We start from the raw sequence: 23,376 nt of genomic DNA on the forward strand, positions 1-23,376 counted from the left end.
TTATGAACTCTAATAAGTAAGCACTTATTAGATAAGTTTATCTTAGCAATTTAAATGAAAAACGAGGTACGTTTTTCTTGACATACTGGTCGTTCTGTTCAGTTTTCAAAGAGCAATTTTTAACTCGTTGCTTTTGAAGCAACTCTTCTAGTGTAACATCTTCAAAATGAAATGTCAATATGTTTTTTCGGTTTTCATTTGAGGTGTTTAAAAAATAACTCATTAATCATAACACATCTGGTTGTTAATGTCAACATTATAAAACAAACGGTATCACTCATTTTTTTGAAACGATGTTTATATTATCATGCCGTTTTTTTCGCTGTCAACTCTTTTTTAACACCAAATCATTATCATTGAATATTGTATCTATCCTTCCAGAACTATTAATAAGAGAGTTCCTTACAAAGGAAAGTGGGCCTGAGTGGACTCGAACCACCGACCTCACGCTTATCAGGCGTGCGCTCTAACCAGCTGAGCTACAGGCCCATAAAATGGAGCGGGTGAAGGGAGTCGAACCCTCGACATCAGCTTGGAAGGCTGAGGTTTTACCACTAAACTACACCCGCATCAAGAAATGGGAGATTAGATATTTTATTTTATCACATTTTCTTTTCTTGGTCAAATGGTCGGGAAGACAGGATTCGAACCTGCGGCCCCATGGTCCCAAACCATGTGCTCTACCAAGCTGAGCTACTTCCCGCAACTCATTTAAATGGCGCGCCCGAGAGGAGTCGAACCCCTAACCTTTTGATCCGTAGTCAAACGCTCTATCCAATTGAGCTACGGGCGCTAAAACGACCACCTAATCATACTAAAAGTAAAGTAGATTTTTTAAAAAAATGCGGCCGAGAGGACTTGAACCTCCACAGGGTTGCCCCCACTAGGCCCTCAACCTAGCGCGTCTGCCATTCCGCCACGGCCGCATGAAGTAGTATTAAATAGTTACATTCAACACTAAGCAATTTCACTAAGTCAAGGAACACGAATTTTTTTCTTAAATGGAACTTATGAGCCATGGAGGACTCGAACCTCCGGCCCTCTGATTAAAAGTCAGATGCTCTACCGCCTGAGCTAATGGCTCTTCACAATGATTGTATAAACCCATTCATGGTGTTATAGCCATTTCATTAAAACGGTTAAACGCACTCATGATTACCTATGATTCTATATAAAAGAATAGGATAATTTAATAGGTAGATTTCTAAATCATCAACTTCAATTAAAGAAAAATGGCTGGGCTACCAGGATTCGAACCTAGGCTCACGGGACCAAAACCCGTTGCCTTACCGCTTGGCTATAGCCCAATTTAGTGGCGGTCTGGACGGGACTCGAACCCGCGACCTCCTGCGTGACAGGCAGGCATTCTAACCAACTGAACTACCAGACCACACCATTTTCCAATAAAAAAATGACCCGTAGGGGACTCGAACCCCTGATACCGCCGTGAAAGGGCGATGTCTTAACCGCTTGACCAACGGGCCATGTAAAATGGCGGAGAAGGAGGGATTTGAACCCTCGCGCCACTAATGCGACCTACGCCCTTAGCAGGGGCGCCTCTTCAGCCTCTTGAGTACTTCTCCGTATGGCTCCACAGGTAGGATTCGAACCTACGACCGATCGGTTAACAGCCGATTGCTCTACCACTGAGCTACTGTGGAATGTTTAATAATGATTTCTTCTTTTTTAAGTATTTAATTTTTCAAGATAACCCCTGCACCTTCTGATTTTCCAAGGTTATTTATACTTCAAGGGCACTCGCAGTCAATTCGTAGATAGTTTGTTTGTCTCTCTACTATTGAACATCGGTAATTATGACAACAAAAAATATCTTACAACATTTTTTTATTTTTGTCAATGTTTTTCTCAACTTTTTCTAGAACCTTTTTTTGTACAAAACTATCAAAGCTATTTCGTAAAAGTGAGCTTATATAATGTAACATGGTATTTAAAAATAGTCAACTTTTTTTATATATTTATTTACCTATATTATATGTCACGTATTTTCATGTCACCTTATAAGGCATTAATTAACTATAGTTGTTTGATGTATTTTATTTTACCACCACATTTTCCACATCGATACTTTTTCACATTCATTCTTTTTAATCGATAGTAGTTCATATTACATGATTGACATGTATATAAATGCCTCCTTCTGTTTTTTTGTGATGGAAGTGTTTTACAATATCTAGGTGAACCAGTACGTTTTAATAAATCTTTAAACTCCTGATCACCATGTTTATAACCCTTACCTTCTATATGAAGATGGTAATGACATAACTCATGTTTAATGATGCCTATAAATTCATCTTGTTCCATTTCAAGAAAATATTTTGGATTCAATTCAATCACTCTTTTAGATGGAATGTATCTTCCCCCAGTTGTTCGCAATCGATTATTAAAAACAACTTCATCAACAAAAGGCTTTTCAAAATACTGCTCTGATATTTTATCAACAAAAATTTGTAATTCCCTTTTATTAAATAATTCCACTTTAAACTACCTCCTATTTCTTTTTCAATATAGTCTACCATAGATATAAAACAATATAATGCTAGATTATGGTGGCGATTTGTTATTTATAATTATTATAATTTAGTATTGACTTTTAACTGATATTCAATATAATAGTAATTAGACAAAATAAATGAGGTGGTTTATATGACAGAAAAGAAAAAAAATTTAACTACAGCAGCAGGGGCACCTGTTTCTGATTATGAAAATTCCATGACTGCAGGACCAAGGGGACCTATGTTACTACAAGATGTATGGTTTCTTGAAAAGCTTGCTCATTTCGATCGAGAAGTAATTCCCGAAAGACGTATGCATGCAAATGGTTCTGCAGCGTATGGTACCTTTAAAGTGACAAATGATATTACAAAATATACAAAAGCAAAAATTTTCTCCGAGATTGGTAAAAAGACAGATATGTTTGTTCGTTTCTCAACAGTCGCTGGTGAAAAAGGAGCAGCTGATGCCGAGCGAGATATACGTGGATTTGCAATGCGTTTTTATACAGAAGAAGGAAATTGGGATTTAGTTGGTAATAATACTCCTGTATTCTTTTTCAGAGATCCGTTACTATTTCCAGATTTAAATCACGTCGTAAAACGAGACCCACGTACAAATATGAAAAATCATAATAGCAACTGGGATTTCTGGACTTCTATACCAGAAGCATTACATCAAGTAACAATTGTGATGAGTGACCGTGGCATTCCTAAGTCCTATCGACACATGCATGGATTTGGTAGTCACACATTTAGTATGATTAATGAAGAGAATGAACGTGTCTGGGTAAAGTTTCACTTACAGACACAACAAGGAATCAAAAATTTAACAAGTCATGAAGCGGAAAAATTGATAGGAAAAGACAGAGAAAGCCATCAACGTGATTTATATGAGAGTATCGAAAAGGGAAATTTCCCCAAATGGAAAATGTATATTCAAGTAATGACAGAAGAAGAGGCCAACCAAATGCCTTATAACCCATTTGATCTAACAAAAGTATGGTATAAAGATGAGTTTCCTCTAATAGAAGTAGGAGAATTTGAATTAAATCGCAATCCAGAAAACTATTTTGCAGAAGTAGAACAGGCTGCTTTTACACCTGCAAATGTTGTTCCTGGAATTAGCTTTTCACCGGATAAAATGTTACAGGGTAGGTTATTTTCTTATGGCGATGCACAGCGTTATCGTTTAGGGGTCAATCATCACCAAATCCCTGTGAATCAGCCAAAATGTCCAGTACACAGTTTTCATCGTGATGGTGCAATGCGTGTAGATGGTAATCACGGCAGTAAATTATCTTACGGACCAAATAGTTATGGCGAATGGAATGCACAACCAGAATATAAAGAACCATCTCTTCCAATTCATGGTGATGGGGATCGTTGGAACTTCCGTGAAGATGACGATAATTACTTTGAACAGCCTGGTCGTTTATTTAATTTAATGAGTAATGAACAAAAACAGCAGTTATTTGATAATACAGCTCGAGATATGAAAGATGTTGAAAAACATATTCAATTAAGACATATCTCCCATTGCTACCAAGCAGATCCAGCATATGGAGAAGGTGTCGCAAAAGCACTTGGTATATCTATGAGTGAAGTGAATACAAAAGAATAAAAAACAACCCCACTTGGACATTAATATGCTTCCTTTAAAGTAGACAGCAAAAAATATAACTACTTTAAAGGGAGTATTTTTATGCGTTCATGAAAAACATAAGGTTTCTTACAATAATATTTATTCATGGGTTCAAAGGTATAAAGAACATGGTCCGGCTAAACTTATTGATGGGCGTGGTAAGCCAGATATGATTCAGATCGTGTCACGTTAAAAATGGGATTAAGTATACCGGCATAAGCAAATATAAGGTAAGTTTCCGACTCAGCGGAAGAAACCTACGAAGACTCCTACGGGAAAGGTAACAGCTGAAAATCCACTTACTAAGTTCGCCAAATTAAACATAGTAAGTTAGTTGAAGCGTTGTCCGTGGAAAGCAAAGTAGGTTTCTGGAGTGACTTAGCCGCTAAGATATTATTTCAAAACAAAAGGATTCCAGCAATATTTTTTTACTGAAACCCTTTATTTACCTGTCTACTTCACAGGGGGCAGTTCACAAACCTAGTGGGGTTATTTTTTTAAATGCAACAATTTTTCAATTCTTATTCATTTCCAATCATTGATAATGAAATTCGTCCCTTTTCTACTTCTACGTTCTCCACCCATACAGTTACTACATCACCAACTGAAACAATGTCCATCGGATGTTTTACATAATGGTTTGTCATTTTCGATATATGTACTAAACCATCTTGTCCTACTCCTATATCGACAAACACTCCAAAATCAACTACATTTCGGACCGTTCCCTGCATTTCCATTCCTTGTTTTAAATCTTCTAATGTTAAAACATTCTTTTTTAAAATAGGTGTTGGAAAGTCATCCCTTGGGTCACGCTCAGGTCGGCCTAAAGCAGCCATCATGTCTTCTAAGGTCGGTAAACCGATTTCCAATTGTTCTGCAACTTGGTGTTTATTTATTGTGTTTAATTTCGTCCGTAACTTTTCTGTACCTATATCAGAAAGGTCACAATCTAGCATGTCAAGAAATATTTCTGTTTGTTGGTAACTTTCCGGGTGGATGGGTGTGCGGTCCAATGGATGATTACCATCAATAATACGAAGGAAGCCAATCCCTTGCTCATATGTTTTAGCTCCAAGACGTGGAATCTTCTTCAATTGTTTTCGATTGATGAATTTCCCATTTTCATTACGATATTTTACAATATTATTTGCAACTGTTTTATTTAAACCAGAGACATGTTGCAATAAAGCAGACGATGCGGTATTCACATTTACTCCAACTTGGTTAACCGTTGTTTCTACAACAAAGTTCAATGATTCATTTAAAGCTTTTTGACTGACATCATGCTGATATTGACCCACACCAATTGATTTCGGATCAATTTTAACAAGTTCAGCTAATGGATCCTGAACACGACGAGCGATGGAGGCCGCACTTCTTTCTTCTACCTGTAAATCAGGAAATTCCTCTCTAGCTAACTTTGATGCTGAATATACACTTGCACCCGCTTCGTTAACAATAATATATTGTAAATCAAGATTATTTTTTCTTATAACATTAGCAATAAATTGTTCTGTCTCACGAGAGGCCGTTCCATTTCCAATTGCAATTAACTCAATATCATATTTCAGTAAATCTAGGATTATTTTTTCAGCACCCTCTATATCATTCCTTGGTGCTGTTGGATACATAACACCTACTTGATGTACCTTACCAGTTTCATCAATGACCGCTAGCTTACATCCAGTTCGAAACGCTGGATCAACACCAAGAACAGTTTTTCCTTTTAGTGGAGGTTGAAGTAAAAGATTTTTTAAATTAGTTGAGAAAACCGCAATTGCTTGGTTCTCCGCTTTCTCTGTTAATTCGTTCCTAATTTCGCGTTCTATAGATGGTTGAATCAATCGTTTATAACTATCTTCTACGGCCGCGAGGAATAGATTTTCACTATCTTCATTCACTGTTTTCGATATAAGGTCCTTTTGTAAGTATTCATATATGCGTTCCACCGGGGCTTCAATAGAAACTTTTAATATTTCTTCTTTCTCACCACGATTTAACGCTAAAATTCGGTGAGATACGATAGAACGGACATTTTCATTGTATTCATAGTACATTTCATATACTTTCTTTTCGTCTTTTTCAACATTTTTTCCTTCTGATTGAATAAGGCCTTTCATATATGTTTCTTTTCGTATAAACTCACGATATTTCGGATCATCAGAAATCCACTCAGCTAAAATATCATTTACTCCTGCTAGTACATCTTCTTTCGTATGTAATTCATGTTCTTCCGAAAAATATGTCGGTACCTCTTCACTTAAGACAGGCGATTCTTGTTTCCAAATTTTTTCCGCTAAAGGTTCTAGGCCTTTTTCTTTGGCAATGGTTGCTCTCGTTCTTCGTTTTTGTTTATATGGTCGATAAAGATCTTCAACACGTTGCAGTTTGGTAGCGGATTGTATTTCCTTTTCAAGTTCCTCTGTTAACTTCCCTTGCTCCTCAATTAAACGAATGACTTCTTCTTTTCTATTCTTAAGGTTTTCAGCGTATTCCCATTTATCCTGAATCAACTTTATTTGTATTTCATCAAGTCCACCAGTTATTTCTTTTCGATAACGTGCAATAAATGGCACAGTGTTACCTTCATTTAATAAAGCAACTACCTTGTTGACAATCTGTGTGCTTATTTTTACATCATTAGCAACCCACTGACTTAGTTCTGCTTCTATATGATTAGCCATATGTTCTCCTCCTTCACTTATCAATCAATTTTATCAGAGAATAGATGATATTTCACTATGTCATATTCGTTTATTATCATTCATACACTAACTTTCATACGGATAATCAGTGATTTTTTCCTACAAGTGAAACCTCAATTAGTAGTTTTTCTTCATTCCACTGATTATTATCACTGCAGGAATGACAATGAAGGCCCTTGAATGGATTGGGCATTTGACATGCTGTTCGACCTAGCTTATAATTCTTGAATATCTCGAATCCTGAAGTAGGGTCTTACAGTCAGTTATTCTGCGATAAATAAAAAAACTACCATTGGCAAGTCCACCTAATGGTAGTTGTATTTTTACATAAAACATTTTTAATCAAATATTCTTGTCTCCGTCCCCTGCAATGCTGCACGCATTTTTCTTAATGCGCGACGTTGTAAACGGGACACATGCATTTGTGATATGCCTAAAATTTCCCCTGTTTCATTTTGACTTAAACTATCAAAATAAGTATAATGTAAAATCTTTTGTTCCCGATCTGTAAGGGAAGTTAAAAGCTTATCAATTAGCATTTTCAAATGAATTTCTTCAAATCCTGACTCGCCTTCTCCAAGAATATCTAATAGGGAAACTGTACTTCCATCAGAATTCGCATCACGTTGTCGGTCTACAGAAAGAGCATGGTAACTCCTTCCCATTTCCATTGTTTCTAACACTTCTTCTTCAGATACTTCTAAATATATGGCGATTTGTTGTATCGTTGGTGACTGTTGATATTGATTTGTTAATTCATCGATCGCTCTTTTTATTCTTGGTCCTAATTCTTTAATTCTCCTCGGTACATGTACACTCCATGTTTTGTCACGAATGAATCGTTTAATTTCACCAATTATGGTTGGGATTGCATATGATTCAAAAGAATTACCAAACGAAGCATCAAACCGATTCACTGCAGCTAATAACCCGACCATACCAACCTGAACGAGGTCTTCATGAATCATCTGATTTTTTGAGTACTTCCTAGCAAGTGATTCAACAAGCCTTTTATAATGTAATACAATTCTTTTTCGTGTTTCTTTATCTTCTGGGTCTGTTTGTACTTTTTCTATCCATTGATAAATGAAATCATTGCTGGGTGGTTGAGATTTCATTGTCATCAGAGTCCACCTCTGCTTCATGTATGTATTTTGTCATTAATACGATAACACCATAATCATTATTAATTTCCACTTTATCCATCAATGCATCAATTAAAAACAGCCCCAAACCTCCTTCACGTAAATTTTCAATAGGTGACTCCCTCGGATGATATGGTCCAATTTCTTCCTTTATTTCTTCAAAGTTAAAGCTTTCGCCACGGTCAGAGACCATGATTTCTAATCGATCACTGTAGACACCAAAACCAATCGAAACCTCTCCTATTTCATCCTCTTTATATGCATGTGTTACCGTGTTTGTAACAGCCTCTGATATAGCTATCTTTAAATCTTCTATCTCTTCATAATTAAATCCCATACGACTCGCAATTCCTGAAATGCTTAAACGTATAATACCAACATATTCCGCCTTTGCTGGGAATCGCATTTGTATAAAATCAAACGTTTTCATACTGGTTCCCGCCTTGTTTGATGGGGTGGATATCCATCATTTGATCCAAGCCTGTTACTTTAAATAAGCGCATTAAACGATTATTTAATTGAACTAATTTTAAATGACTGTGATGTTTCTTTGCTGACTTCCATGCACCGATTAAAATTCCCAGTCCTGTGCTATCCATATAGCGCACCCCATCCAAATTTACTTCCACAAGATTTTCCGTTTCCTCCGTTAGTGGTATGAGCGACTTTTTTAATTGTTCAGCAGTATACACATCTACTTCACCTTGTACAAATATAATGGAGTGATGTTCTCTTTCTTGAATATCAATAGATAAATTCAATGAAATTCCTCCTTTATACGATTAAATATATATTGAAAATCCCCAAGTATTTCCAAGTCAAACATGCCACAATCATTTCTGTTTATTTTTTTCGCATAACAATTAGCGTAAAATCATCCTGTTGATCAAATCTTTGCTCAAAATGACAATAGACTTTTTCCACTATTTGTTGAGCACTTAAATGCATAGACCTTTTAATAACTTTTAAAAGTTCCTTTCGCTTTTTAAATTGATGCTCTTTCCGACATTCTGTCACTCCATCTGTTAATAAAATAATCATATCGTCTTTATTTAAATGTTGTTCATATTGTGGATACTCGACAGATGGTAATACGCCAAGAAGAAGTCCTTTTGTTTTTATACTATGAAATGTATTTGTTTCAGCACGGTAGTAAAGACCTGGTTCATGCCCTGCCGAAGAATAAACAAGAGTTTGATTTACAATACTATATCTTGCATAGAACATAGAAATGAACATATTTGAATCAACATTACGTTCTACAACGTGATTCAATCTGCGAAGAATTTCAGGAGGGCTTATAATATTTTCCGGGAAGCTATCCATTGCATACCTAATCATAGACATACATAATGCAGCTGGGATACCTTTACCGATTACATCTGCTAACGCTACTCCAATTGTATCATCTTCTCCTGTTATAAAATGGTAATAATCTCCATTCATTTGATTTGCAGGGACACTAATCACACCTATATCTAAATATGAAGTTGTAGGAATAGTTGTCGCTAATAGTGATTGTTGTACATTAGATGCTAATGCAATTTCATTGTCAATTTCCAGTTGCTTTTTTTGTAATGTTTTATATTTTTCTATAGAAAGTCCATAATATACCATTGTTTCTAATAAGAAGTTTAGTAATGGTTCTGCTTCCTTATAAAACTCTGGATATAACTCTTCCAAAGCTTTAATATGTGTACGAACGATTTCCTCTGGCTGTGCACAGTTTTCAATAAGGAATTTTGTCAGTTTTTTCGCATGACCTAAGACTTTTTCGTCACGTGTTTGGGCATATTGTTTTAAAAGATTTTTATAAAAATACTTCTTACGTTCTTTTATATTCATAAGATTCTCTCCCTCTACTCTAATTTCTCTTTTTAATTACGTTTTCGTTCTTCATTGAACTGTTTTTATTTCTGACTTTAAGGGAGTAAGCCGTTTAAATCATGCATGTGACATATTTTATTAACTGTGGATAATTTATGAATAATTCTAATAATTATACCTATTATAAAGATATATATATAAGAAAACAAGCCCGACATTGAAATTTTCCATACAAAAAAAACCCCGTAGCCAATAACCAAGGGGGAAGAAGAATTTTATATTTAATTACCATGACTCTCATACATATCTTTTAATCCGAGACTAATTTCCAAGGCATGATTAATTTTCTTCATCATTTTGCCATCTAACTTTGTGATCCGATCTGTTAGACGTTGTTTATCCAATGTCCGGATTTGTTCTAATAATATAACAGAATTACGATCAAATCCATACTTTTTCGCATCTATTTCAACATGTGTAGGTAATTTAGCCTTTTGAATTTGCGCAGTGATTGCTGCAACAATAACTGTTGGACTAAATCGATTGCCGATATCATTTTGTAGGATCAGGACCGGGCGAACTCCTCCCTGTTCTGATCCAACTACTGGAGATAGGTCAGCGAAATAAACCTCACCACGTTTTACACCCAAATTACTACACCCCAATCACTGTTCGTTCTAGGGTGACTTCTGCCTCCTCTTCAGCCTGAAAAGCTTCTGAAGCAATTTTAAGGTTAATCCTTGCCATTTCTATATAACCTTTTTGCATGGATTCATAAAAATTATGAAAATGCTCCTGTTTTTTTGCTTCCAAATAGTTTCTTGTCGCCTTACAGATGAAATCATTGAGATCTCTGTTTTCATTTTGCATAACTCCATCCACCTCATTTAGTAGGTTTTTCGGCATTTTCACCAAAACTTCTTGCAAGCCTTCTGACAAAACCATGCACCTCCACCGACATTTGAACGACCATTATAAAATCATTTCAATAATATCATTACAAAGAATGAATTGCAAAGCAAATTTGTATACATTGTCATATATATTGTCTAGTCTACCCTAAAAAAAGGAATAATGCTACATCTTTTTACCTTTTTCTACATAAAATGAAATTTCAATTCTTACAGCCAGTTACACTTCTATAAAAACGAGGAATTCGTTCATTAATCATGCATGTCACTTCATATGGAATAGTATCTAGGTACTCTGCCACTTCCTCTGTGCCTATCATTTGTTTATATTGACTTCCAATCAATGTAACTTTTGTTTCAAGTGGATATGCTTGATCCAACAATACCATCATCTGGTCCATGCAAATACGACCAATAATGGGCATTCGCTTACCTTCTATAAGAACAGGAAAACCTTGTAATTTACGATTCCATCCATCTCCGTATCCAATCGGAACCGTTCCTACCCAGCCATCTTGTTTTAACATATACGTATTTCCATAGCCAATTGTTTCTCCAGCTTTCACTTTCTTCACATGAACAAGTGTACTATGAAGCGAGAATGCCTGTTTCAATGAAATGAACTGCATCGATTTCATCCATTTAGACGGATACTGACCATATAATGATATTCCAAAGCGGATATAATGATGCATCTTTTCCGGAAAACGAATAGCAGCAGCACTGTTTCCTGTATGAATAGATACTGAATCAGGCCATTTTTTTTGAAAAGCTTGTAGTAATTGATTGAAACGCTCATTTTGTTTCAGAAAAAAATCAGTGCCTTGTTCATCTGCTGTAGAAAAATGTGTGTAAATCCCTGTTAAATGGATTTTCTCCATTTGTCTCAGCTTAAAAATCACCTCATTTAATTCCTCTTCCGTACGGATACCTATTCTGCCCATTCCTGTATCCCATTTCATATGAAGTTTTAATGGTTTCATAAGAGATTTAAAGTTAACTTGTTCTAACCATTCTTTTTGGAAAAAGGTTAACGTAATATCTTGCTCTGCTGCGATTTTTGCATATTCTGGTTGAACCCATCCTAATACTAAAATCGGAGCAGAAATCTCTGCTTTACGTAATACAAGTGCTTCTTCTAACATAGCAACAGCTAAGGCACTTGCTCCTGATTGAAGCGCTTTTTTAGCTACTTGAATACTCCCATGACCATAAGCATTCGCCTTTACAACTGCGATAATGTTTGTCTTTTCATGTAGTTTTGTTCTTATTTGTTTTATATTATAACCAATTGTATCCAAATCTATTTCAATCCATGTATTACGGAATTTAGATGTGATCATTTCGGGCTACCCCTCTTCCTATAAATATCTCTATTTTATCTATTATTTCTCTTTCAAAAGGGGCTGTCAATCATCATTATGTCTTTTGCAGTAGGAATTTGAAGAAATAAAAGCAGACCCCTCCTATGTAGAGCCTGCCTTGCATGGATTTCTTTATTTAACATTTTTTTGGACAACAGATTTAGCTACTTCAATCAACTCATCTTTTGTTAATTGATCACTTGCTAAATAAAAATTTGCCCCATTATTTGTCCACTCAATCATATTATCTGTTAAAGCTCCAATAGAATGTCCTAAATCAATCATTTCCCCTTTAACTTCTGTAACAGATGAAGCAGATGGAATTACTTCTTTATGCTCTTGAATAAGAGTAAATTTTTTATCCCCACCATATGTTAAAATCATTCGTTTTCCATTGTCTAAATCTAATTCCTTCTCTTCCATCAATTCTGCACCAGCAGTATATTCAGGAAACATAACAGAAAATATATGTTCTGTTTCTTCTGTTGTATCTGATGATGTCGGGACATCTGCAACGCTTTTATTCATATTTTCTTTTAAAACAAAATCTTTTTCTTTAAACTCTGGATCAAGCTGGAATTGTTCAAATGAAACTTCTACAACCGATTGTTTATCCTTATCCAATACCTTTACAAGAACAGGGGTATAATTCTTTTTATCTACGTAAATTTCTTGGTATGGTAAATTATTATTACTTTGGTAATTCGTTTTTGTAGTAAAAATATAATGATTATCTGTTACCTGGAATGTTGCCTCATCATCTTCGTGAATATCCTTTACAAGTGATTGATATAAATAGGACTGACTACTATTTTCTGGCCATTCTGTTTGGAATTTAAAGCTCTTTTCCAATGCAGGTGTTAAGACAAAGACACCGTCCTCATTTTTTAAAATGATTTGGTCTTTATTTTCATCCATGTCATTTGAAAGTGCTACCCGGTAGAAATCTTTCTTCTTATGCCATACATCAATCTGATATACTTGTTCTTCCTGCCCAGTATTCATTTTCATTTCGGCTTTTGTTTTATATCCTTCCATTTTCTCCAATTGTTTATCCATCTTCTTCATCACAGATTCTTGAGATTTTCCCCCACAAGCCGAAAGTAAGAAAACAATACTAATAACGACTGCAAAAACAACTGATAGTTTTTTTAACATGTACATATCTCCCTTGTCTCCAAAATCCGTTCAAAATCTTGTCACCCAAGGTTATTTTGAATGGATTCATCGTTTATATAGTATTCTTGTAAACTAGGATAAAGGGAACAATCCTGCATGCAAGAAACCATACTTCGAACAAGATGATTATCTTACGCTTCATATACATTGTGATTATGGCCATTTCACTTAGAGGTATTCATTTATTTGTTAGCGACAGCAAACACCTTGTTCCCTTCCACCTGCTAAAAATATATGTGACAACCTATCCATTTATGCAGACAAGCAAGAAAAACATTTTAATTCTACTCTTCCATCACTACTTGAGAAACAACGTATTCTTTACTATGTGAAATCGAAAGAAAGATACGGTATGATTCAAAACCAACAACGTGTATTTTCGGAGCCCCTAATTCATCTGGTAAAATTTCTATATCTTTAAACCGCAATTTACCTATTCCAGTACCTGCTGCTTTGGAAAAGGCTTCTTTAGCAGAAAATCTTCCTGCTAAAAATTCATTTTTTCGTGTATCATTCTTCAACTGCGAAAAAATTTTCTGCTCTTTTTTCGTAAGAATTCGCTGAATAAAACGTTGATGATGTATATGCTTTTTTATTCGATTTAATTCCATTACATCAATACCTATCCCTTTAATCATAAATAAACCCTTCCCTTATAAATCTTTTGTATTATCCTATTTTTCATACTATAATCAATCCAGCATATTAAATCTAATCATACGGTAATTCATATATATTATAAAGATGGCTTCGTATACTTTCTAACTAGTGCTACCACAAGTCAGATTTGGGCATCCTATAAAGAAATATTGGTTTCAATGATGTTTTTTTCCACTTTAACACCGGGAGTAAATATAAGAAAGGGGACTTTTTATGTTCTTAAGAAATGAACGTAGTGTAAAGGAATTCATTCAGTTTTATCCAGTTGTTTCTGCATTGGTAATCATCTATCTTGCATTATGGTTTGTGATTGATTTCATGCAACTTCCGATTGGGCAAGATATTTATTTTTGGGGGATTGCGGTAAATGGCCTCATTCATGATGGAGAGTATTGGCGTTTATTTACAGCGATGTTTTTACATGGAGATTTCATGCATGCTATATTCAATTCCTTCTCTCTTGTATTATTTGGCCCAGCACTAGAACAGATGCTCGGAAGGGTGAAATTTACTGTGGCATTTCTTATTGCTGGTTTTATCGGTAATTTCGCAACATATGCCTTAGACCCAATCAATTATCAATATGCCCATTTAGGTGCTTCTGGAGCTATATATGGTTTATTTGGTATATATATTTTCATGGTTTTGTTCCGTAAGAATTTAATCGACCCACAAAGTATGCAAATTATTGTTGTCATCTTTATTATTGGGCTTGTGATGACATTTTTACGTCCTGGCATTAATGCGAAAGCACATGTATTTGGATTTATTGGTGGTTTTGCAATAGCACCATTATTTTTAAGAAATGTTCTCCCCTTTTCTCCTTGGAGGAATAAAAAAGCACATGTGTTTACAACTAATAAATCTAATAACGAAATAAAGTTTGATCCAAATCGCTGGAACAAAAAAAGAATTATCCCGAAAAAATTAAAGAAAAGCCTCCCATGGGTTTTCCTAGGAATTCTCCTGCTATTCGGTTTACTCGGTAGGTTAGGGATTTTATAGCATGAAAAAATACGCAAAGGAGTAATTCTCTGCGTATTTTTTATACCCTGTTATTTTCCTCTATTCCGACGCTTTTTAAAATTGTCTTTACGATTGCGAGTCCCTTTATAACGGCCTTTACCTTTTCCTCTTCCTTTTCCATAAAAGCGTTTATTGTTTCTCCTTTTTTTATCATGCATATTTTCTGCTTTCTTCACACTAACTGGTGCAATAGAAGAGATACGAACAGGTACAGAATTCCGTTCTTTTGTCAGCATTTTTAAAGACGCTGCAATCACTGTCACGGAATCATGTTCTTCTAATAATTCAACAGCTGTTTCCCGATAAGATGTTAAATCATCTTTTTGAATATGTTGGACAATTTTTTCGGCAGTAGCTTGCTGTTTGCCACGGACTGCTTCTTGTTGTGTCGGTGGTGCCATTCGCTTCATTTTACTTTTTGTTAATTGTTCAATTAGTTTTAAGTGAGCTGTTTCTCTTGGAGTAATAAAAGATATAGCTTCTCCTGTTCGTCCTGCCCTTCCTGTTCTTCCGATTCGATGGACGTAACTCTCTGGATCTTGCGGGATATCAAAATTATAAACATGTGTTACTCCTGAGATGTCTAATCCACGTGCTGCAACATCTGTTGCAACCAATACATCAATCCGTCCATTCTTGAATTTATTTAAAACAGACATACGTTTACCTTGGGTTAAATCACCATGAATCCCTTCTGAGCGAAATCCTCTTGCTTGCAGGCCTTCCGCAATTTCATCTACACGCTTTTTAGTACGACTAAAGACAATTGCTAAGTCTGGGTCATGGATATCTAGATGATTTGTTAATGTATCGAATTTATGACGTTCTGGTATTTCAATAAAATATTGATCAATATTTTCAACTGTTAATTCTTTTGCCTTAATTTTTACTTCTTTTGGTTGTTTCATCATATTTGTTGCAATATCACGAATTTCTTTAGGCATGGTAGCTGAAAATAATAAAGTTTGGCGTTCTTCTGGGATACTTTTTAATATGTCGCGAATATCATCAATAAAGCCCATATTCAACATTTCATCCGCTTCATCCAGAACAGCCACTTGTACATCTTGTGTCCGAATCGTTCTTCTTCTGATATGATCCAATAATCTACCAGGTGTTGCAACAACAATCTGTGGTCTGTTTTTCAATGCGCGAATTTGACGCCCCATATGTTGCCCACCAAAGATTGGTAGCACTCGTACACCTTTGATTTTACCTAAACGGTTCAATTCTTCTGCTACTTGAATAGCTAACTCTCTTGTCGGAGCGATAACTAACCCTTGAATCGATTTGTCCTTCGTGTTCATTTTTTCAATCATTGGAATCCCAAAAGCCGCTGTTTTTCCTGTACCTGTTTGAGCTTGTCCAATAACATCATTACCTTCCATTGCTGATGGAATGGTTTCTGCTTGAATTGGGGTTGCTTCTTCAAAACCCACTCTTTCAAGCGCTTTTAAGATGGGTGTTGATATACCCAGTTCATTAAATTTTGTCACGTTCTTATTCTCCTTTATGATAAATAAAATTTCTCGTTGTTTGCCATATATTAGAAATGCTCGATGTTTGTAAAAAATTTTATCTTCGTGGCATTATGAAATGCTGCCATTCTATTTCCACTTCACTCATTAAACGTATCTACTATTTCTAACACAAAAGCTCCTAACAATTAAAAGTGGTTTAATACTTTCATTCATAATAACACACTCATAACTTTGATATCTACTAGTTGCTTTTGTCATAGGAATTATGGCATGGTAATATAGATTAGAACTTTTCTTTTGCCCCAAAATGTATGACTGGTAGAAATATTGCCAATTATATGTTAAAGAAATGACTTTAAAGGGAGTGTAAACATGAGACTTCCTCCATTCAATCCATATATTGCAGTCACGATAGGTGTCATTTCTGTATCAACTTCAGCAGTGCTTGTAAAGTTGGCAGATCAGGCTCCAGCAGCAATTATTGCTAATTATCGTTTGTTGTTTGCGGTACTTCTTATGACACCAGTCGTACTATTAAAATACCGTGATGAATTACAACGCGTCGAAAAAAAAGAATGGATTCTTTCTATTTTTGCTGGAATTTTTTTAGCATTTCATTTTATTTTATGGTTTGAGTCATTAAATTACACATCTGTTACGAGTTCTGTTGTACTTGTGACATTACAACCCATCTTTGCATTTTTAGGTACCTTTCTTTTCTTTAAAGAACGGTTCACTTCCGGGACTGTTATTAGTATGATTATTGCCCTTTTCGGAAGTATTATTATAAGTTGGGGAGATTTCCAAATAAGTGGTGTCGCTTTATTTGGAGATATTCTCGCTATTCTGGGCGCAATGATGATGACTGCGTACTTTCTACTTGGACAACATGTTCGTAAACGTCTATCTTTAATGACATATACTTTTATCGTATATGGAGTAAGTACAATTACATTAATTATTTACAATATCCTACTACAACATTCCTTTACTGGTTATCCAACTAGTCATTGGGCTATTTTTCTTGCTTTAGCGATTGTACCTACATTTTTCGGACACACATTATTTAATTGGGCATTAAAATGGCTAAGTACAGCAACTGTATCTATGGGAATCGTTTTTGAACCTGTAGGGGCATCGATTTTAGCCTATTTTATACTACATGAAAGAATTACCTGGGCACAGTGGCTTGGTGGAACAATCGTTGTTTTTGGTTTATTTTTATTTATTTTAAGTACAACTAAAAAACGTAAAGTAACCATATCCAAAAAGACGAATACATAAAGAAGACTTGGTTCAGATGTTTTTTACTTCACCTGACCCTTAGTCGCACTTATTTCGAAGCTTGGCGTAACTAATCCCGCCTTAAGAGATCGGATTGGTTACACCGCGAAGATAAAAAATATACACAAAAGCCACAAAACGTTATCGATTCGGATGATAACCTGTTATACTATAATTAATTGATAAAGAAGTAGGTGTGTAGCGCAAATGAACATCCAATTTATGACAGATGGTGGAGCAGATATTCCAGAACATTTTCATGAGATAATGGATATTATTATTGTTCCCCTCTACCTACATTTTAAAGATGGAGAATATAAAACAGGCAATATAGATATGACCACTTTCTTTCAAAAAATAAAAGAAACAAATGAATTACCACAATCTGCTGCACCAAGTCCACATGATTTTTATGAAGCGTATAAAAAGGTAGATCCAACAAAGCCGATTATTATGCTTAGTTTAACAAAAGGACTTAGTAGTACATATGACCATGCTGTACTTGGAAAAGACATGCTATTAGAAGAGGAACCAGAACGTAAAATTACGGTCATTAATACGAAAACAGCTTCCTGTGGTATTGCTTTACTGCTTCACGAATCTTTTCAAAAAGTAAAAGAAAATTATTCCTATGAAGAACTCGTGAACCATCTTGAAGAAAGAGTGGAACAAACAACAACATTGTTCGTCTTAAAAACATTAGAAAACTTAATCCTTGGTGGAAGACTAGACAGGGTTAGAGGTGCCATTGCCAAAACATTAAATATTAAATTATTAATGAAGGCCAATGATGAACGTGGAGATATTGATGTTATTGAAAAAGTGCGTGGTAATAAAAAGGCCATCAATCGCTTCATTGAACAAATTGGGATACATGCCAAACAATTTGAAGATAAAATTATCACCATGACCCATTGTAATGATGAGAACCGAGCAAAAAAGGTCCTAGATATGATCACGGAAAAGTATCCCTTTAAAGATGCTATTTTATCTGAAACTGGTCCATTAATTTCTACTTATGGTGGAGAAGGGGCACTTGTTATATCCTTCTTCAATAAATAAACGATAAAAATGTCCCATAATCAATTATGGGACATTTTATTTTTGCTATCACAACATGATCTTTCTATGTTCATTGGTTCTGTGAGAAAATCGTACACCATCTTATTTAAGGTTTCTTTATCACTTCCTAAGCAAATAAGATGATTCGATTCTTCAAAAAAGACGATTTCCTTTTGTTTAGAGGGAATTTCTTTATCTAAATAATACGCTGTTTGATATGGTACAAGACCATCCATTTGTCCCTGTGCAATGAAAACAGGCGACTTCACGTTTTTTAAATACTTCCGTGTAAGGCGAACTAATTTCATAAATTCGATGTTTGCCTTGAATGGAACTTCTCCCCATTTTCCTTTATAGTTTAAGTAGTATTCATTTTCTTGAAGGTTTCCTTTTATACCGTCTTCAATTACTTCTCCTAAATGAACAAAAAGTTTACGAAAAGACAAATATTTCCCCGCAGTTGCTAGAAGCACTAATTTCGTGACATCATATTTGGCTGCTAAATAGACAGCAATCATTCCGCCCATTGAAAAGCCAATAACATAAACAATATCACATCTTTTGCGTAGTTCAACATATGCCTTTTCCGCTGCCGACATCCATTCTTCATAAGATACATCTTCTAATTCGAGCTGGTTCCCATGCCCGGGTAATATAGGTACTTGTATCTCCCAGTTCGTCCGTTTTTGTAAATAGCCTGTTAATGGTTCAAGCTCATGTGGACTACCTGTATATCCGTGTATCAGTAAGCAACCAATCATCGTTCATTCCCCTAACTTCCTATTCCTTATCAGTATACCAACACCACCCATTTAAAGATATATATAAGCACTCCCTCTATTTTTCCTTCCAGCACACAAAACACCTTATTTGACTGTAAGACTTTTTACTAACGCATTAAATTGTTTTACAATTGGACTAACCTGATGATAAACATTCGCCATCTGTCCAACCGTTGACAACATTTTATCTAAATTAAATTGGCCATTTTCATCATTAAAATAGTTTAAAATACTATTTGCCGGAATGTTTTGTCCTTCTTGTTGATAATCTTGTGGAATATCTTGCATGTTCATTTGTGCCTCATTCCAATAAGAAGGTTGCATCGGCTTTGCGAATTGCGTGAATGGAGACATTGTTTGGTAATGTGGCTCGGAAGATGCTTCACTTATTGGATGGTACATACCTTCATTCGGATTAAAAGGTGGGTGTACAGGTGGGCGTAAATTAGCTGGATAAGCCCCTTGTATATATGGACTTTCCATTCGAGATGGATATCCCTGTCTTGGTATCTGATTATAGGTTGGATGATTATGTGCATTTCTATACATGGATGAAACACATCCTTTATTATCAATACTTATAATTCTATTGTATGTGTAAGAAATAAACTTGTGCATGGATCTGTTGTTTTAAAGGGTAAATAAAAAACAGAGCACCACATGATAAAATAGGGTAAAATCCACTTCCAATGATAAGTAAAAAGGCCAAACCACTGTACCACTTTTCCTTAACAAATAGGACGCTTTTTTTAGCTAAAAGCGCAATGCTTTGATTCATCTGTACATGATACATATACATAAAAGAAATAATAATCAGGAACAATTGTAAGGGTGTCCAATATGTAAAATGAAAAGAAAAGTAAGTCATGATACATATGACAATCGGAAGACTCCCAATCACCACCCATTTAAAAAATGATTGTTTATATGCATGTAAATCCCAAGGCAGAACTTCCACGATATCCGATTTAAATTGATCCATAAAAAATGATGCAACACTTGATGCATATACAAAGACAGCAACAGCAATACCAATAAACATAAGAATCTTTTTCGGAGTAAATGGTAAAATAATTAACATCAATAATAATGCTCCAATTAACCATACAATTAATTCCATATTTTTCGCGAAATAAACTTGCCATATTCGGTTATGGATACTCTTTGTTGTGTAGGTAAATGGCTTTTTTCGATAGGAAAGATGTTGAAAAATACTAAATTTCCGCTGCCGTTTAAAACGTGTTTTCGAAACAGCACCAATCCACTTGATATTCCACACATGAAAATCACTTACTTCTGTTACTCTGCTCCATTTAATACGTTGAAATAATACTGGTAACAACCATATATTGATAAGTATGATTCCTGTAAAAACAATGATACCTATCAACTGTTGGCTGTTGATTAATACACTATATCCATTCAAGATAAAAAGGAAAATAAGACATACTAATTTGATGTACCATTTTTGTTGAAATAATTTCCACTGTGGAATGGTCATACATATTTCTACAAAAAGAAATAGTAAAATATACGAAATAACAACCGAACTTGCAATAGGTGTAAGGATTATGACGAAAAATCCAATCACACTCCATATTAATAACCGTTTCAATACTTTTTCCAAAGCAGTCAACAACCAAAGTTTTTTCCGTGAATAAGGGAGAATACTTAACTGATATTCTGAATTGGTAAAAATCACTCCTGGATTTCGGAATGATTGCGTAATATATCGGATTGGTAAAATCGTTAAAATAAGAGGAAGTCTTTCTTGTGCTTGTCTTTCTATCCAGATAAACTCGCTTTCATAAGCAGCTAATATATCACCAAAAATAAAGAAACTTAAAAAGACATAACCAAATAATACAATTAGGTAGGCACTAGTTGTTTTATCGATGACGGTTTGGAAACCCATCTTATAAATACGTCTTTTTTTCTTGGACCGATTTTCCCTTAAAAATAGATACGCTTTCCAGGTAGACGGTGAATGATTCATTGTTCTCGCCGCCTCTTTATAGTTTTAAATTCATTAATCGTACCTGTTTGAATCATCTTACCTTCTTGTAACATAATATAATGATGGGCTATATTTTTTACACGGTCCAATTGATGGGTTGTTAATAAAACACTAGTACCATTTGCTATTTTTTCACGAAGAATTTCCTCAAAATATTGAATGGCATATATATCTAAACCCATAAACGGTTCATCAATAACCAAAAGTGGTGCATCAGGAAGAAAGGCACAGATTGTTTGAACTTTTTGCCGCATCCCTTTTGATAATGCTTCTGGATATTCATTCTGCTTATCAGTCAGTTCAAACCCTTTTAAATATCTTTCTATCCGCTCATGTAAAATTTCCTCTTCGATATGATAACTTTTTCCATATAATTGGAAATGCTGCATAACAGTGAACTCTGTTAAAAGCAATGGTTCCTCTGGCAAATATGAAATTTGTTGTTTAAACTTAAGGAAATCTTCATCTTGATCAAATTTTTCCATTACTGTTAGTTGTCCAGACGCTTTTTCTAGTATTCCGAGGATGGTTTTAATTAATGTTGATTTTCCTGCACCATTATGGCCAACTAAAGCCATTACTTCTCCACTATTTACATCAAATGTAATTCCATCTAATATTTTTTTATTGGATAAAACGGTTGTAACGTCATGTACTTGTAATGTTTTCAAAGTAATCACCTTTTTTAAAGATTATCTATCTACCATACGAATGATATACATAATAGTTTCACTTTATTTTATTCTAGCAATTTCTTTTGAAATAGTATTTAATATAGCTAGAGGGTCTTATTTGATCTTCTTATTATTTACATATTAGGGGGAAGAAAATGAAAAGACTTTATAGTCTCATACTTATGGTTGCTTTAACCCTTGCGTTGGTAGCATGTGGTGGAGATTCAGACGAAGCCAAGGATGATGGCAATGCAGATAATAAAGACAAAGGTGCGGAAACACCAGATACACTTGTTATGGGATTTGTACCATCACAAGATTCTGGAAATATTGCTAGCACTGTTGAACCTTTGGCAGAGCGTTTATCAGAGGAACTCGGAATTGAAGTAGAAGGAAAAGTAATGGTAAACTACAATGCTTTAATAGAAGCAATGGGGGCTGAACAAGTCCAAATCGGGTTTATCCCTGCTTTTGGTTATGTAATCGCAAATGAGCAATACGATACTGAAGTTATTTTAAAATCCATTCGCCATGGTTCTGGATCATACAAAGCTCAATACGTTGTTCGTAGCGATTCTGGAATTGATAGTTTAGAAGATTTGGAAGGTAAAATTTGGGCATATGCAGATAAAGGATCTACCTCCGGATACTTATTCCCAGCAAGCCAATTGATGGAAAAATTCGACTATGAAAATGGCCCAGAATTGGAAAGTGAATTCTTCGGTGGTTCCAAACCTGCTGGTGGACATGACACAGCGGCACTTGCCGTATTAGATGGTGAAGCAGATGTTGCTACTACTTTTGATGATGTTCGTGATAATTTAGAAGAAGATTATCCAGAGATTAAAGAGGATTTAAAGGTTATTGATTACACAGATGAAATCCCAAATGACACCATTTCTGTTACAAAAGGACTTGATTCTGAATTGGTTGAAAAGATTAAAGAAGTATTCCTATCGTTTAACGACGATGAAGAAATGATTAAAATCATGCATGATGTATACACTTGGGATGCCATTGAAGAGGCAACAGATGAAGAATATGAAGTAGTAAGAAAAACATATAAAAAATTCCAAGATGATATTAGTTTATAAAGTAATG

General features: G+C 35.0%; 22 protein-coding genes and 11 tRNA genes. 6 read left to right on the forward strand and 27 right to left on the reverse strand.

Annotated elements, in window-relative coordinates; genetic code table 11:
- Positions 1-415 precede the first annotated feature (415 nt).
- The 12 genes from FHP05_RS12325 to FHP05_RS12380 all read right to left on the reverse strand — a co-directional run bounded on the left by FHP05_RS12325 (position 416) and on the right by FHP05_RS12380 (position 2,496).
- A tRNA-Ile gene (locus FHP05_RS12325) sits at positions 416-489 on the reverse strand.
- Positions 490-495: 6 nt separating this feature from the next.
- Positions 496-569, reverse strand: a tRNA-Gly gene (locus FHP05_RS12330).
- A gap of 57 nt (positions 570-626) precedes the next feature.
- Positions 627-703: transfer RNA gene (locus FHP05_RS12335), tRNA-Pro, on the reverse strand.
- 13 nt (positions 704-716) lie between these two features.
- Positions 717-793, reverse strand: a tRNA-Arg gene (locus FHP05_RS12340).
- Between the two features lie 50 nt (positions 794-843).
- Positions 844-926: transfer RNA gene (locus FHP05_RS12345), tRNA-Leu, on the reverse strand.
- Between the two features lie 85 nt (positions 927-1,011).
- Positions 1,012-1,084, reverse strand: a tRNA-Lys gene (locus tag FHP05_RS12350).
- A gap of 149 nt (positions 1,085-1,233) precedes the next feature.
- Positions 1,234-1,307: transfer RNA gene (locus FHP05_RS12355), tRNA-Gln, on the reverse strand.
- A 6-nt stretch (positions 1,308-1,313) separates the two neighbouring features.
- Positions 1,314-1,390 (reverse strand) — tRNA-Asp (locus tag FHP05_RS12360).
- Positions 1,391-1,412: 22 nt separating this feature from the next.
- Positions 1,413-1,484: transfer RNA gene (locus tag FHP05_RS12365), tRNA-Glu, on the reverse strand.
- A gap of 8 nt (positions 1,485-1,492) precedes the next feature.
- A tRNA-Ser gene (locus FHP05_RS12370) sits at positions 1,493-1,583 on the reverse strand.
- Positions 1,584-1,586: 3 nt separating this feature from the next.
- A tRNA-Asn gene (locus tag FHP05_RS12375) sits at positions 1,587-1,661 on the reverse strand.
- A 373-nt stretch (positions 1,662-2,034) separates the two neighbouring features.
- Complete coding sequence (locus FHP05_RS12380; RefSeq protein ID WP_147668689.1) at positions 2,035-2,496, reverse strand: SprT family protein; 462 nt, start codon at positions 2,494-2,496, stop codon at positions 2,035-2,037.
- Between the two features lie 168 nt (positions 2,497-2,664).
- On the opposite strand from FHP05_RS12380, the gene FHP05_RS12385 reads away from it, so the two are divergent.
- Both FHP05_RS12385 and FHP05_RS15775 read left to right on the forward strand, forming a co-directional pair.
- Positions 2,665-4,134 carry a catalase gene (locus FHP05_RS12385; protein WP_147668691.1) on the forward strand — a complete coding sequence of 490 codons (1,470 nt, stop codon included), beginning with the start codon at positions 2,665-2,667 and terminating at the stop codon, positions 4,132-4,134.
- 55 nt (positions 4,135-4,189) lie between these two features.
- Entirely contained in the window at positions 4,190-4,348 is a 159-nt protein-coding gene (locus FHP05_RS15775) for a helix-turn-helix domain-containing protein (RefSeq protein ID WP_147668904.1), read from the forward strand.
- Positions 4,349-4,676: 328 nt separating this feature from the next.
- Here FHP05_RS15775 and FHP05_RS12395 read toward each other — a convergent pair whose 3' ends face one another.
- The 10 genes from FHP05_RS12395 to acpS all read right to left on the reverse strand — a co-directional run bounded on the left by FHP05_RS12395 (position 4,677) and on the right by acpS (position 13,927).
- The gene (locus FHP05_RS12395) at positions 4,677-6,842 is read right to left on the reverse strand and encodes a Tex family protein (protein WP_147668693.1); all 2,166 of its coding nucleotides are present in this window, start codon (positions 6,840-6,842) and stop codon (positions 4,677-4,679) included.
- A 359-nt stretch (positions 6,843-7,201) separates the two neighbouring features.
- The gene (gene sigB, locus FHP05_RS12400; protein ID WP_147668694.1) at positions 7,202-7,987 is read right to left on the reverse strand and encodes an RNA polymerase sigma factor SigB; all 786 of its coding nucleotides are present in this window, start codon (positions 7,985-7,987) and stop codon (positions 7,202-7,204) included.
- Complete coding sequence (rsbW, locus tag FHP05_RS12405) at positions 7,956-8,438, reverse strand: anti-sigma B factor RsbW (RefSeq protein WP_147668696.1); 483 nt, start codon at positions 8,436-8,438, stop codon at positions 7,956-7,958. Before rsbW ends, sigB begins: the two co-directional genes overlap by 32 nt.
- On the reverse strand, positions 8,425-8,769 hold the full coding sequence (locus tag FHP05_RS12410) for an STAS domain-containing protein (protein ID WP_147668698.1): 345 nt from the start codon (positions 8,767-8,769) through the stop codon (positions 8,425-8,427). Before FHP05_RS12410 ends, rsbW begins: the two co-directional genes overlap by 14 nt.
- Before the next feature lie 82 nt (positions 8,770-8,851).
- Positions 8,852-9,853: a SpoIIE family protein phosphatase gene (locus FHP05_RS12415; protein ID WP_147668700.1), complete on the reverse strand. Its 1,002-nt coding sequence runs from the start codon at positions 9,851-9,853 to the stop codon at positions 8,852-8,854.
- Between the two features lie 263 nt (positions 9,854-10,116).
- Positions 10,117-10,485, reverse strand: a complete 369-nt coding sequence (locus FHP05_RS12420) for a type II toxin-antitoxin system PemK/MazF family toxin (protein ID WP_147668702.1) — start codon at positions 10,483-10,485, stop codon at positions 10,117-10,119.
- 4 nt (positions 10,486-10,489) lie between these two features.
- On the reverse strand, positions 10,490-10,774 hold the full coding sequence (locus tag FHP05_RS12425; RefSeq protein ID WP_147668906.1) for a CopG family ribbon-helix-helix protein: 285 nt from the start codon (positions 10,772-10,774) through the stop codon (positions 10,490-10,492).
- A gap of 175 nt (positions 10,775-10,949) precedes the next feature.
- Entirely contained in the window at positions 10,950-12,089 is a 1,140-nt protein-coding gene (gene alr, locus FHP05_RS12430; RefSeq protein ID WP_147668704.1) for an alanine racemase, read from the reverse strand.
- A gap of 153 nt (positions 12,090-12,242) precedes the next feature.
- Entirely contained in the window at positions 12,243-13,268 is a 1,026-nt protein-coding gene (locus FHP05_RS12435; protein WP_147668706.1) for a LolA family protein, read from the reverse strand.
- Between the two features lie 305 nt (positions 13,269-13,573).
- A complete protein-coding gene (gene acpS, locus FHP05_RS12440; protein ID WP_147668708.1) occupies positions 13,574-13,927 on the reverse strand; it encodes a holo-ACP synthase in 354 nt (117 codons plus the stop codon).
- A 235-nt stretch (positions 13,928-14,162) separates the two neighbouring features.
- Here acpS and FHP05_RS12445 point away from each other — a divergent pair, with 235 nt between their 5' ends.
- The gene (locus FHP05_RS12445) at positions 14,163-14,954 is read left to right on the forward strand and encodes a rhomboid family intramembrane serine protease (protein ID WP_147668709.1); all 792 of its coding nucleotides are present in this window, start codon (positions 14,163-14,165) and stop codon (positions 14,952-14,954) included.
- Between the two features lie 50 nt (positions 14,955-15,004).
- On the opposite strand, the gene FHP05_RS12450 is transcribed toward FHP05_RS12445, so the two are convergent.
- Positions 15,005-16,471, reverse strand: a complete 1,467-nt coding sequence (locus FHP05_RS12450) for a DEAD/DEAH box helicase (RefSeq protein WP_147668711.1) — start codon at positions 16,469-16,471, stop codon at positions 15,005-15,007.
- Positions 16,472-16,828: 357 nt separating this feature from the next.
- Between FHP05_RS12450 and FHP05_RS12455 the strand changes: the two genes are divergently transcribed.
- Entirely contained in the window at positions 16,829-17,740 is a 912-nt protein-coding gene (locus FHP05_RS12455; protein WP_147668713.1) for a DMT family transporter, read from the forward strand.
- A gap of 207 nt (positions 17,741-17,947) precedes the next feature.
- A complete protein-coding gene (locus FHP05_RS12460) occupies positions 17,948-18,802 on the forward strand; it encodes a DegV family protein (RefSeq protein WP_147668715.1) in 855 nt (284 codons plus the stop codon).
- 20 nt (positions 18,803-18,822) lie between these two features.
- On the opposite strand, the gene FHP05_RS12465 is transcribed toward FHP05_RS12460, so the two are convergent.
- From FHP05_RS12465 to FHP05_RS12480, 4 genes are all read right to left on the reverse strand, one after another.
- Positions 18,823-19,563, reverse strand: a complete 741-nt coding sequence (locus tag FHP05_RS12465) for an alpha/beta hydrolase (RefSeq protein ID WP_147668717.1) — start codon at positions 19,561-19,563, stop codon at positions 18,823-18,825.
- Between the two features lie 105 nt (positions 19,564-19,668).
- Positions 19,669-20,133 carry a YppG family protein gene (locus tag FHP05_RS12470; RefSeq protein ID WP_191126345.1) on the reverse strand — a complete coding sequence of 155 codons (465 nt, stop codon included), beginning with the start codon at positions 20,131-20,133 and terminating at the stop codon, positions 19,669-19,671.
- Positions 20,134-20,170: 37 nt separating this feature from the next.
- Positions 20,171-21,580 carry a hypothetical protein gene (locus FHP05_RS12475; RefSeq protein ID WP_147668721.1) on the reverse strand — a complete coding sequence of 470 codons (1,410 nt, stop codon included), beginning with the start codon at positions 21,578-21,580 and terminating at the stop codon, positions 20,171-20,173.
- Positions 21,577-22,281: an ABC transporter ATP-binding protein gene (locus tag FHP05_RS12480; RefSeq protein WP_230974000.1), complete on the reverse strand. Its 705-nt coding sequence runs from the start codon at positions 22,279-22,281 to the stop codon at positions 21,577-21,579. The genes FHP05_RS12475 and FHP05_RS12480 overlap by 4 nt, the downstream gene beginning before the upstream one ends.
- 149 nt (positions 22,282-22,430) lie before the next feature.
- Between FHP05_RS12480 and phnD the strand changes: the two genes are divergently transcribed.
- Positions 22,431-23,369 (forward strand): phosphate/phosphite/phosphonate ABC transporter substrate-binding protein, encoded by a 939-nt coding sequence (gene phnD, locus FHP05_RS12485; RefSeq protein ID WP_147668725.1) that lies wholly within the window; start codon positions 22,431-22,433, stop codon positions 23,367-23,369.
- Positions 23,370-23,376 lie beyond the last annotated feature (7 nt).

This window comes from Cerasibacillus terrae (assembly GCF_008039555.1).
GTDB classification, from domain to species: domain Bacteria; phylum Bacillota; class Bacilli; order Bacillales; family Amphibacillaceae; genus Cerasibacillus; species Cerasibacillus terrae.

What these genes read in the sequence shown, in the direction of transcription:
- rsbW (WP_147668696.1), bottom strand. Translation starts at nt 8,438, where the DNA reads ATGAAAACGTTTGATTTTATACAAATGCGATTCCCAGCAAAGGCGGAA.
- alr (WP_147668704.1), bottom strand. Translation starts at nt 12,089, where the DNA reads ATGATCACATCTAAATTCCGTAATACATGGATTGAAATAGATTTGGAT.
- FHP05_RS12385 (WP_147668691.1), top strand. Translation starts at nt 2,665, where the DNA reads ATGACAGAAAAGAAAAAAAATTTAACTACAGCAGCAGGGGCACCTGTT.
- sigB (WP_147668694.1), bottom strand. Translation starts at nt 7,987, where the DNA reads ATGACAATGAAATCTCAACCACCCAGCAATGATTTCATTTATCAATGG.
- FHP05_RS12435 (WP_147668706.1), bottom strand. Translation starts at nt 13,268, where the DNA reads ATGTTAAAAAAACTATCAGTTGTTTTTGCAGTCGTTATTAGTATTGTT.
- FHP05_RS12415 (WP_147668700.1), bottom strand. Translation starts at nt 9,853, where the DNA reads ATGAATATAAAAGAACGTAAGAAGTATTTTTATAAAAATCTTTTAAAA.
- FHP05_RS12470 (WP_191126345.1), bottom strand. Translation starts at nt 20,133, where the DNA reads ATGTATAGAAATGCACATAATCATCCAACCTATAATCAGATACCAAGA.
- FHP05_RS12460 (WP_147668715.1), top strand. Translation starts at nt 17,948, where the DNA reads ATGAACATCCAATTTATGACAGATGGTGGAGCAGATATTCCAGAACAT.
- FHP05_RS12445 (WP_147668709.1), top strand. Translation starts at nt 14,163, where the DNA reads ATGTTCTTAAGAAATGAACGTAGTGTAAAGGAATTCATTCAGTTTTAT.
- phnD (WP_147668725.1), top strand. Translation starts at nt 22,431, where the DNA reads ATGAAAAGACTTTATAGTCTCATACTTATGGTTGCTTTAACCCTTGCG.
- FHP05_RS12465 (WP_147668717.1), bottom strand. Translation starts at nt 19,563, where the DNA reads ATGATTGGTTGCTTACTGATACACGGATATACAGGTAGTCCACATGAG.
- acpS (WP_147668708.1), bottom strand. Translation starts at nt 13,927, where the DNA reads ATGATTAAAGGGATAGGTATTGATGTAATGGAATTAAATCGAATAAAA.
- FHP05_RS12455 (WP_147668713.1), top strand. Translation starts at nt 16,829, where the DNA reads ATGAGACTTCCTCCATTCAATCCATATATTGCAGTCACGATAGGTGTC.
- FHP05_RS12475 (WP_147668721.1), bottom strand. Translation starts at nt 21,580, where the DNA reads ATGAATCATTCACCGTCTACCTGGAAAGCGTATCTATTTTTAAGGGAA.
- FHP05_RS12395 (WP_147668693.1), bottom strand. Translation starts at nt 6,842, where the DNA reads ATGGCTAATCATATAGAAGCAGAACTAAGTCAGTGGGTTGCTAATGAT.